Genomic DNA, 10,986 nt, shown 5'->3' with positions numbered 1-10,986 from the left:
AGCCATGATTGCTTAATTCAAAATCTAAATTGTCTAACTTTTCTATTGCACTTCATTCTTGGAACCAAGTGATTTATCTCGTGTTGATGGGCTTTAATTTATTAGCAGTTTATTTTAAATTACGCTTGAAGCAACGCTTAAATTCGGCTGAGCGTTTTATATTACTTACGATTTTAGGAATCGGCGCCTTTCACATGTTCTTCTGGGAAGGGGAAGCCCGTTATGTGTACCTGATTTTACCGTTTTTGTTATTTGGTGCAGGTACTGGTATTCAGCAAACCATTAAACAAACAATTCCACAGAGAGTTGTACAACACCAACGAATTTGGCAATTGGGATTTGGTGTCCTATGTATTTTATTGATGCTAGGGGGGACCTGGCAAAGTAGAGGGCTATTACAGCCACAGTCACAGCTAACACCACAAATTATGCAAAATAAGACTTATGGTACAATTCAGCTAGCGCAGAATAAAACAGTAACGCAAGGCTTTACACTGCAACAAACGGCAAATCAAGTGATTTGGCAAAATAAGACTGGACAGCCAAGCAATCAATTGCAGGTCACTTTGGAAAACGTTGGTACCAAACAAAAATGGCACCTATCGCAAAATAAAGCGGCAACGGCTTGGCAACTGCATCAGAAAATGCACCCCGGTCAATATCGCTTACGAATTTTAAATCGTGGGGGAAAGACTATTAAATTAACACTTTTAAAGAGTCACCATTATCATGCGATTCCCCAAATGCAGTCGTTACAAAGTGATCCTTGGCAACAGCAATACCTTGTGTTAACGGTAGGCTGGCAGCAGATGCAGCCAGTTTTAAGTCGCATTGGATTAGTGGTATTAGATTTGGTCCTTTTAGGGGGGAGCTTGGTGAGTTTTAAGTGGTATTTAAGGAGCACATGCTGAAATGAAACGATTAACGATTATTGTACCTTGCTATAATGAAGAAGCTGTTTTACCAAGTAGTTTGTCGCAATTAACGGCGCTTTTACAACAGCTGATTGATCAACAAGCTGTTGCGCCAACCAGTCGGTTATTATTTGTAGATGATGGCAGTCGTGATCAAACTTGGTCATTGATTGCGTCAGCTCAGTTAAACAATCAATTAGTAACTGGATTACAGTTTAGCCGTAATTTTGGACATCAAAGTGCGTTACTAGCAGGTTTAACCGTTGCGAGTCAAGATGCCGATATCATGATAACAATTGATGCGGATCTGCAAGATGATATTCAGGCGATTCCTAAAATGATTGCCTTAAGCACGCAAGCGGATGTGATTTATGGCGTTCGTGATTCTCGAAAAACTGATACTTGGTTTAAGCGCTGGAGTGCAACGATGTTTTACAGTTTAATGCATGGGTTAGGGGTTGAAATGGTGCCCAACGCCGCCGACTTTCGTTTGATGTCGAAGCGCGCTGTTTTAGCATTACTGGATTTACCCGAACGAAATATGTTTTTACGCGGGATGGTACCGTTAGTTGGTTTTCCAACGCAAAAAGTATTTTATGATCGTAAACCGAGAACAGCTGGTGAAACTAAGTATCCGTTGCGCAAAATGATTGCATTTGCAGTAGATGGGATTACATCTTTTTCAACTGTGCCATTACGCTTAATTATGAATTTGGGGATTTTTGTGGTTTTTATCGGTGTGGTACTGATGATTTATTCGTTAATTCGCAAATTTACTGGTCAAGTGGTGGCAGGTTGGTCATCCTTAATGGTGTCAATGTGGGTCCTTGGTGGTGTTCAGCTCATTGCCCTTAGTGTGTTAGGAGAATATGTCAGCAAGGTCTTCAAAGAAGTCAAACGTCGGCCACGCTTCATTATTCAAACGGATACTTACAGTCAGCAAAAACCAAATGAAACTTCTAATTCCACAACTGCGTGAGAAAATCTTAACCATGTTGCCTTAAACTATTGTATTTTAGAGCGACTTTCTTTATTATTGAAATGATTATAACTGAAGTGAGGAAAGCAAAGTATGAAGAAAATGCGGATCATGGGCGGGAAGCCCTTATCTGGTGAGGTCACCATTGGTGGTGCTAAAAACAGTACGGTAGCGCTGATTCCAGCGTCGATTTTAGCGGACACTCCTGTGACCTTTGATTGTGTGCCAGATATCAAAGATGTTCACAACTTAATGTCGATTTTAGAGACCATGCGAGTTCCTTCTGAGTTTAAAGGGGACGTCTTAAAGATTGATCCAACGAATATTTTGCCATTACCACTTCCAAATGGCCGAATTAAAAGCTTACGGGCGTCTTATTATTTTATGGGCGCGTTGTTAGGTAAATTTGGGGAAGCCATTGTTGGCTTGCCTGGTGGGGATGATATCGGCCCGCGGCCCATTGATCAGCACATCAAAGGCTTTGAGGCCCTTGGTGCAACGGTGACCAACGAACATGGTGCCATGTATATCAAGGCGCCGGCTGATGGGTTGCACGGCGCACGGATCTTCTTAGACATGGTCTCTGTTGGGGCAACGATCAATGTGATCTTAGCTGCCGTTCGGGCCAAAGGAAAAACCGTAATTGAAAATGCGGCGCGGGAGCCTGAAATCATTGATCTCGCCACCTTTTTAAACAACATGGGGGCGAAGATTCGTGGTGTTGGGACGGATATTATTCGGATCGAAGGAGTCGATCGGTTAGAAGCCCATGCCACCCATACGATCATTCCGGACCGCATTGAGGCTGGGACTTACTTAGCCATGGCGGCGGCTGTGGGCCAAGGAGTGCTGGTGCGCAACATTATTTTAGAGCATTTAGACGCTTTCTTAGCCAAAATGGAAGAAATGGGCGTCGAAATGGTTTATAACGATGACAGTATTTTCGTGAAACCTGCTCAAAATTTGAAAATGGTGCAGATCAAAACATCCCCTTATCCTGGCTTTGCCACAGACTTGCAACAACCCATCACGCCCCTGATGCTCAAGGCCCAAGGGGAAGGCGTGATCGTTGATACGATCTACCCGAAACGGGTGAAGCACGTACCAGAATTGATTCGCATGGGCGCTGATTTAACCATTGAAAACGACGTGATCATGTTACATCATGCTGATCAGTTGTACGGGGCGGAAGTGTCTGCTGATGAGATTCGCGCTGGCGCTTGCTTGACCATTGCTGGTTTAATGGCCAAAGGGGTCACCACCATCTATAATGTTGAAAATATTTTACGAGGCTACGAACGCATTGTTGAAAAACTACGCGGCCTTGGTGCAGATGTTGAGATCATTGATGACACAACCGTGCAATCATCGATTACAACATTAGCATAATGAGCGAGAATCGTGGCGCAGGCCACGATTTTTTAGGTAGGAGGTTTTTTGATGAGTGACTTTTTAACCATGAGCGAGTTAGAACAACAAACGTTAAAAGAAATCTATAAGTATGCGCGTACTTATAAGATTCCATATTACAGTCAAATGAACAAAAAAGAGTTATCCCTTGCCATTATTCGTGCGCAGGCCAAGGCAGCCGGGTTTGTGTCTATGGCTGGGGTACTCGATGTTTTCGTTAACGATGGTTACGGTTTTTTACGGCCGTTAAACTATGGGCCATCACAAGAAGACATTTACATTTCAGCGTCACAAATTCGCCGCTTTGGCTTGCGAACCGGTGATTTTGTGGTGGGCCGGGCACGGCCACCGAAGCCTGGGGAACGGTATTATGGGTTGATGCATGTGGATACGGTTAATGGCAGTGATCCGGAAGACGCCAAACAGCGCCCGCATTTTCCAGCGCTGACTGCTTGTTATCCTGATCGGCAAATGCATTTGGAAACCGGCCCCAATCAGTTATCCACGCGGTTGATCGATATTTTTGCCCCTGTGGGTTTTGGGCAACGGGGCTTGATCGTTGCGCCACCGAAAGCGGGTAAAACCAGTTTGTTAAAGGCCATTGCGCAAGGCATCAGTGACAATTATCCTGATGTGGATCTAATCGTGCTGCTCATTGACGAACGGCCTGAAGAAGTCACCGATATTGAACGCTCGGTGAAAGGGGACGTGGTGTCATCGACCTTTGACCAGCGGCCAGAAAATCATGCGCGGGTTTCGGAATTAGTTTTGGAGCGCGCGGAGCGTTTGGTGGAAGCCAAGCATGACGTGGTGGTCTTACTGGACTCCATTACCCGGTTAACCAGAGCGTATAATTTAACCACCCCTTCCAGCGGCCGCACCTTATCTGGTGGTTTGGACCCAGCCGCCTTTTATCGACCAAAACGCTTTTTTGGCGCTGCTCGGAATATTGAAGAAGGGGGCAGCTTAACCATTTTAGCAACAGCACTGGTGGACACCGGTAGCCGGATGGATGACGTGATCTACGAAGAATTTAAAGGGACCGGAAACTTAGAATTACACCTTTCCCGTGAATTATCCGAACGCCGCATTTTTCCAGCACTGGACATCAAACAATCGGGGACCCGCAAAGAAGAATTGTTACTGAATCAGACGAATTTAGACAATTTATGGCAGATCCGTCGGGGGTTAAATAACGATCCCTTATCCGATACGGAACGCTTGTTGAAGATGTTAGGCCAAACGAAAAACAACGCGGAATTTTATGAGTTGTTAGGGCAAAAATTGCATACAAATTAAGTGAAGGTTTGGCGCTTTTTTACCCCTAAGCCCTGATCTTTGCAGAAGCAACAGCCCTTGAAATCCTGCACAATTTTATTTTTGGAAATGTTGAGGGTTACACCTGAAAGTCGGTTGCCAAACCGGCCCTTGCATGCTATAATGCAAAAGTTGCAGTATAGCATAATATAATCTCTGTTTCGCAGGCCGCTTTGCGGTATGATTCAGGGCAAAGGAGCGTAAAAATTATGAAACAAGGTATCCATCCAGATTACCATCCAGTGGTTTTCCAAGACTCACAAACAGGTTTCAAGTTCTTGTCAGGTTCAACCAAGACATCTGACCAAACAATCGAATGGGAAGACGGCAATACTTATCCATTAGTATTAGTTGAAATCACTTCTGATTCACATCCCTTCTACACAGGTAAGCAAAAGTTCACGCAAGCCGATGGTGCAGTCGATCGTTTCAACAAAAAATATGGCTTTACAGATGCCAACCCGGCACCAGAATCAAACAAATAAGCAATTTAGGTCACCTCGTTGTGGGGTGGCTTTTTTTGAATATGAATTTAGTGAGACACATGGATCAACGGTGCATGGTGCATTTGCTATCCTAAGCTAAGACCATCATCAGACCTATCTTTCAGGCGTAAACGTTAAGGCGAGTTAGGTTTTTCTTGTTTATGAATGGTGGTAAGGGTATGTTCTAAGCGGTATGCGAGTGCTTTTCAGACTTATCGGCTCCTTGATCACGTTGTGGTGCTTCAGGTCGTAGGCAAAACGGGCTCAGTCGTGAAATTCGTCTTAGCGGTTTACCGCTTAGACGAAGGCTGGTCTTGGAAACCGGTGAATTTCCGGGTTTCAAGCCATGCCCACAACGTTCCAGCCCGTTTTGCCGGAGGCCGTTTCGGACAGCTACATCAGCGAAATCAACCACAAATCGGTGCCCAATATGACAATCGCTTTACAGCATTGTGTCTTCCGTGGATGCCTTTATGGGCTATTCGTAGTAAAATAGCCTTGACATGGTTTGAAGGCTAGGTGGTATGACAGATGAATGCGGATTTAGTATATGTCCATTTAGAGACGGTTTCTAATTTAATATTATCTTACGGCATTAGCACGCGTGATTTTGCCAGTGCGTTAAAGCGATTCCCGAATCATTTGTTATTGCTGCCACCGGTGGACCCGGATGCAGCATTGGACACACACACGGGATTTAATACCGTATCTGGTACAGAAGAGATCCAAACTTATTTTAGTGATAAGCGCAAGATTGCGCGGAAGTGGCTGGATTTTCGCCAGTCTCTGTATTTAGAACAATTGACTCCACAAGAAATTGCGGAGTTGTTGTATTTGGGGCACGCGAATACCCATTTAGCATCGCCGTTTTATTACAAGTTACAAAACGACTATGTGTATTTAAGCTTGCCTGATCAAATGGTGAAGACGTACTATCGCCATTTAGATCATTTTTACAAGGTGCTCAACCACAGTTTGAAACGGCATTTGCAAGAAAAGATCCCCGACACTTGGTTTTTATTTCGGCGCCGGGCATCTGTTGCGGACATTGATCCGGTGATTTTGCGCCAGTTACAACCTGTGTTTATTGATGGGGCACTGTTTGCGTTTCAAGAAGTCGGTTTGCGGCAACGGGAGATCCATATTCCGATTTATTATTTAAATAGCCGCTTGAAAATCGTTGACGATGAGTGGTTAAACGCATCACAAGAAAAAGTAGCAGAATTGGTTTATGATCAAAGCGTCCAGAAATGGCGTTTAAGTGTGATCAATGAATCGATTTTTGCCCAAAATTTATTTTAACGACTATCACGTTATTGTGTAAGGAAGTAGGAACGGCAACATGCAGATTTATTTAGTCTACGGTGGTAAAAGTGCCGAACATCAACTGTCGGTGGCGGCGGCTTTTGCCGTTTTAAATGTCATTGACTTTCAGCAGTATCAAGTTCGGTTGATTTACGTGACCAAGACTGGTACTTGGTTACAAGGACCCTTGCTGGACCAAACGGTGAAAACCAGTCAAGACTTAATGCTCCAACCCGTTGCGGCGCCTACCCGTACTGGCGGTTTAATTGGCCAAGCCATGATCCCAGGTAATTTTCGGGCGCAAGATGCCATCATCTTCCCACTGATCCAAGGGCGCAGCGGTGAAGACGGTAAGTTACAAGGCTTGTTAGAAATTTTAGGCTTGCCTTATGTCGGCGCTGGTGTGCTGGCCAGCGCGATTGGCATGGATAAAATAGCTAGTAAGTTGATTTTTCAACAATTAGGCTTACCGCAAGTGCCATTTTTACCTATTTTAAAAAATCAGTGGCAACTCGATGCCATGAAAGTGTTGCAACAGTGTGAAGGGGCCTTATTATACCCGATGTACGTGAAGCCGGCTAACAGTGGTTCCAGTGTGGGTATCAGCCAAGTTCGGGATCGTAACAGTTTACAAACAGCCGTTGAGTTGGCATTTCAGTATGACCAGCGGATCCTGGTGGAACAAGGCATTGAGGCCCGCGAGCTGGAAGTCGGTGTGATGGGCAACCAACAGTTAGAAGTCAGCGGCGCCGGGGAAATCTTAAAAGATAGTTTGTTTTTTGATACCCAAAGTAAGTTGACACCGGCTCAGCCTGAATTGGCGATCCCTGCAGATATTCCAGTTGAAGTGGAACAGAAAATGCAGGCTTATGCGAAGCGGGCCTTTGCGTTGATCGGTGGCTCAGGGATTGCCCGGTGTGACTTCTTTTTAACGGCGAACAATACGATTTTTTTAAACGAGATCAACACGATTTTGAATTTAGATCCCCGAGCCATGTTTGCCCGTTTATGGCGCTTAAAAGGTTATACGCAGGAACGGTTGATCCAGCACTTGCTCCATTTGGCACTTGAGCGGTATGAACAGCAGGCGCCAACAACAAATCAGTAAAGAGGTTATTGAAAGATGAAAATGCAACTCGCTGAAATTGCTCGAGTGGTCCAGGCTAAAAACGATGTGACACCTTGGGCGACTCAAGAGATCGCCAGTGTCAGTTTTGATTCACGCACGTTAACACCAGGGGCTTTATTTGTGCCATTAGTGGCAGCACAAGATGGGCACCGGTTTATTGAAAGTGCGCGGCAACACGGCGCCACAGCAACTTTTTGGCAAGCAGGCCATTCTGATGAACCCACTGATTTTCCAGTTTTGGAAGTTGATGATCCTTTAACGGCGTTACAACAATTGGCCCGCTATTACTTGTTGAAAGTTGATCCTCGGGTGGTGGCAATCACCGGTAGTGATGGAAAAACCACCACCAAGGATATGACCGCCGCAATTTTAAAGAAGCGGTTTAACGTGCACAAAACCCAAGGCAACTTTAACAATGAAATTGGCGTGCCCATGACGATTTTGTCCATGGAAACCAATACCGAAGTGCTGGTGGTCGAAATGGGCATGGATCGGCCAGGTCAATTAGACTTTCTCAGTCAAATGGTTGCGCCTGACGTGGCTGTGATCACCATGATCGGGGAAGCCCACATCGAATTTTTCGGCACCCGGGCCAAAATTGCGGATGCTAAATTGGAAATTACCCACGGCTTAAAAGACGATGGCTTTTTCATTTACGAAGGCGACGAGCCGCTATTGCATGAACGCGCGGAACAAGTGCATCAGCAACAACGGACTTTTGGCCAATCCGAGACTTGCGAATTGTATCCGATCATGATCGAAAGCACGGCTAACGAAACCCGCTTTCGGCTGAACAAATACCCAGACCTCACCTTTAGCTTGCCGTTGTTAGGCAGTTATAATGTGAACAACGCCATGGCGGCGATTCAAGTCGGAGCATTGTTACGGATCAAACCAGCAGAAATGCAAGCGGCGTTGGCCCACTTTGACCTGACGCGGAATCGAACGCAGTGGGTCAGTGGGGCGAATGGGGTCAATATTTTAAGTGATGTTTACAATGCCAATCCAACGGCCATGCGGGCGGTGTTGCGGGCCTTTCAAGCTGTACCAACCCAAGGCCGGCGCATTGCTGTATTAGGGGATATGTTAGAGTTAGGTGACCAAGCGGCAACGTTACATGCCAGTGTCGCCGAAGCAGTTGATCCAACGCAATTAGACGAAGTTTACTTGTACGGGGATCTGATGCAGGCGTTAGCAACCGCGTTAAAGGCGAAGCCAGACTACGCTGCCCACGTGCATTATTTTCCAACAGCTGAAAAAGAACAGCTAAGTCAAGCTTTATTAGCGGATGTGCAAACTGGTGATGCGGTGTTATTAAAGGCCAGTAACGGCATGCACTTAGATACGATCTTGCGCCAATTAAAAGATTAAAAAAACTTAAAAAGGTGATTGCGTAAGTGCGCAATCACCTTTTGATTGGATAACAATAGCCTTTTCATGAAAATGAGCAAGTAAAATAATTTGTACATCTGCTGGTTTCATGATAGGATAGAAAAGATGCGAAATTTATAACAGCATATTTGCAAGGCAGAAGCGAATGAGTTCGGGTACTGTTTTGCAATTTTAGCAGCAACCCCAAGGAGGAACTTATTTGAAATTTTCAGAGCTAGGCTTAGATCCAGAACTCTTAAAAGCAATTCGTCGTCAAGGCTTCGAAGAAGCAACACCGATCCAGGCAGAAACCATTCCAATGGCCTTAAAAGGTGACGACGTGATCGGCCAGGCCCAAACCGGGACTGGTAAGACAGCCGCATTTGGCTTGTCGATCTTACAACACGTTGATAAAAAGAACCCTAATGTACAGGCGTTGATCATTTCACCAACCCGTGAATTAGCCGTTCAAACACAAGAAGAACTCTATCGCTTAGGCCAAGATAAAAAGGTCAAAGTTCAAGTGGTTTATGGTGGGGCCGATATTGGCCGTCAGATCCGCTCATTAAAGGATCATCCCCAAGTCATCGTTGGGACACCAGGGCGTTTACAAGACCACATTAATCGCCGTACCATTCGCTTAAACGATGTGCGCACATTGGTGTTAGATGAAGCAGATGAAATGTTAGACATGGGCTTCTTGGAAGACATTGAAAAAATTGTCGCTCAAGTCCCAGAAGAACGTCAAACCTTACTGTTTTCAGCAACCATGCCAAATGCCATCAAGAAAATCGCGGATCGCTTTATGCACGACCCTAAAACGGTCCAAATTAAAGCTAAGGAATTAACCGCTGATTTATTGGATCAGTATTATGTACGGGTTAAAGAATACGAAAAGTTTGATACTATGACGCGTTTATTCGACGTTCAAGAACCAGAAATGGCGATTGTCTTTGGTCGGACCAAGCGGCGGGTCGATGAATTATCAAAAGGTTTACGGGCCCGTGGTTACAACGCTGAAGGCATTCATGGCGACTTGTCACAACAAAAACGGATGAGCGTTTTACGCAGCTTTAAGGCAGGGCGTTTAGACATTTTAGTGGCAACTGACGTGGCTGCCCGTGGGTTAGATATTTCTGGTGTCACCCATGTGTACAACTATGATGTACCATCTGATCCAGATAGCTATGTCCATCGTGTCGGCCGGACAGCCCGTGCCGGTCATAAAGGGACTTCAATCACGTTTGTTACACCAAACGAAATGGGTTATTTACACACCATCGAACGCTTAACCCGTCTGAAGATGGAACCTTTAAAGGCGCCAACTGAAAAAGAAGCTTTCCACGGTCAATTGTCCTCAGCTGTGACTGAAATTCATGAAACCGTTGAAAAGGCGAACTTAACCAAGTACGAAGCGCAAGCAGAAGAATTGTTAAACGACTTTACCCCACTTGAATTAGTGGCGGCTTACTTAAAGGCGGTTAGCAAGGATGACGCGTCAACAGTGCCAGTTAAGATCACGCCAGAACGCCCATTACCACAACGGAATGGTGGCGGTGGTCGTCGGCGCAGTAACGGTGGCCGCGGCGGTAACGGTCATGGCGGTTATCGTGGCAAACGCAACGGTAACGGCGGTGGCGGCTATCATGGTCGCAACAGCCAACGTGGCGAAAGTCATTACGATCGCAAAAAGCGCTTCTCTCACAAAGAGGGCCAACACCGTTTTTCAAAATCAAAATAAATTGATCATCGAGGGTCATGCTGAGGCATGGCTCTTTTTTGACGCATTAACCCACTGGATAAACACTTAAAAGGACGTCCTACGGCAACTGTGGGCAGCTTTGAACAACTTGTCTGGGTGCTACAAAGTATTTTTGCGCCGCCAAAAGTCTTATTTCCGCTAGTTATCCATTCCTACAGGCGCAATCACCCTTGTAGGAACCATGGCAAGAAGTTCACTTGTTTCAAAGCTCGGTTTTGTTTTTGTGCCAAATGATAAATCACTAAACACAACGCCACGGCTCCTAAATGCACGGTGGACACTTTGCTAACGCAAAGACAAGATTGCCGTCGTTG

9 protein-coding genes are annotated in these 10,986 nt (G+C 45.4%); all 9 read left to right on the top strand.

Going from position 1 to position 10,986, the window contains the following annotated elements; translation table 11 throughout:
* Positions 1-80: 80 nt before the first annotated feature.
* Complete coding sequence (locus FC07_RS05065) at positions 81-911, top strand: hypothetical protein (RefSeq protein ID WP_157050118.1); 831 nt, start codon at positions 81-83, stop codon at positions 909-911.
* Between the two features lies 1 nt (position 912).
* A complete protein-coding gene (locus FC07_RS05060; protein ID WP_057904040.1) occupies positions 913-1,893 on the top strand; it encodes a glycosyltransferase family 2 protein in 981 nt (326 codons plus the stop codon).
* Positions 1,894-1,986: 93 nt separating this feature from the next.
* Positions 1,987-3,282 carry a UDP-N-acetylglucosamine 1-carboxyvinyltransferase gene (locus FC07_RS05055; protein ID WP_057904039.1) on the top strand — a complete coding sequence of 432 codons (1,296 nt, stop codon included), beginning with the start codon at positions 1,987-1,989 and terminating at the stop codon, positions 3,280-3,282.
* A 51-nt stretch (positions 3,283-3,333) separates the two neighbouring features.
* The gene (gene rho, locus FC07_RS05050; protein WP_057904038.1) at positions 3,334-4,602 is read left to right on the top strand and encodes a transcription termination factor Rho; all 1,269 of its coding nucleotides are present in this window, start codon (positions 3,334-3,336) and stop codon (positions 4,600-4,602) included.
* 227 nt (positions 4,603-4,829) lie between these two features.
* A complete protein-coding gene (locus FC07_RS05045; RefSeq protein ID WP_057904037.1) occupies positions 4,830-5,105 on the top strand; it encodes a type B 50S ribosomal protein L31 in 276 nt (91 codons plus the stop codon).
* Between the two features lie 531 nt (positions 5,106-5,636).
* Complete coding sequence (locus FC07_RS05035; RefSeq protein ID WP_057904035.1) at positions 5,637-6,407, top strand: hypothetical protein; 771 nt, start codon at positions 5,637-5,639, stop codon at positions 6,405-6,407.
* Positions 6,408-6,447: 40 nt separating this feature from the next.
* Entirely contained in the window at positions 6,448-7,518 is a 1,071-nt protein-coding gene (locus tag FC07_RS05030) for a D-alanine--D-alanine ligase family protein (RefSeq protein WP_057904034.1), read from the top strand.
* A 15-nt stretch (positions 7,519-7,533) separates the two neighbouring features.
* Positions 7,534-8,910 (top strand): UDP-N-acetylmuramoyl-tripeptide--D-alanyl-D-alanine ligase, encoded by a 1,377-nt coding sequence (locus FC07_RS05025; RefSeq protein WP_057904033.1) that lies wholly within the window; start codon positions 7,534-7,536, stop codon positions 8,908-8,910.
* Positions 8,911-9,130: 220 nt separating this feature from the next.
* Positions 9,131-10,651, top strand: a complete 1,521-nt coding sequence (gene cshA, locus FC07_RS05020; protein ID WP_057904032.1) for a degradosome RNA helicase CshA — start codon at positions 9,131-9,133, stop codon at positions 10,649-10,651.
* Positions 10,652-10,986: the final 335 nt, after the last annotated feature.

Source organism: Loigolactobacillus bifermentans DSM 20003 (assembly GCF_001434575.1).
In the GTDB taxonomy this organism is placed as follows: Bacteria; Bacillota; Bacilli; order Lactobacillales; family Lactobacillaceae; genus Loigolactobacillus; species Loigolactobacillus bifermentans.
Note: the sequence above shows the minus strand (reverse complement) of the source record. Positions and strands in the feature narration are given on the sequence as shown.

Bases quoted from the DNA above. Each gene is read 5' to 3' on its own strand.
- FC07_RS05060 (WP_057904040.1), top strand. From the start codon at position 913: ATGAAACGATTAACGATTATTGTACCTTGCTATAATGAAGAAGCTGTT.
- FC07_RS05055 (WP_057904039.1), top strand. From the start codon at position 1,987: ATGAAGAAAATGCGGATCATGGGCGGGAAGCCCTTATCTGGTGAGGTC.
- rho (WP_057904038.1), top strand. From the start codon at position 3,334: ATGAGTGACTTTTTAACCATGAGCGAGTTAGAACAACAAACGTTAAAA.
- FC07_RS05045 (WP_057904037.1), top strand. From the start codon at position 4,830: ATGAAACAAGGTATCCATCCAGATTACCATCCAGTGGTTTTCCAAGAC.
- FC07_RS05035 (WP_057904035.1), top strand. From the start codon at position 5,637: ATGAATGCGGATTTAGTATATGTCCATTTAGAGACGGTTTCTAATTTA.
- FC07_RS05030 (WP_057904034.1), top strand. From the start codon at position 6,448: ATGCAGATTTATTTAGTCTACGGTGGTAAAAGTGCCGAACATCAACTG.
- FC07_RS05025 (WP_057904033.1), top strand. From the start codon at position 7,534: ATGAAAATGCAACTCGCTGAAATTGCTCGAGTGGTCCAGGCTAAAAAC.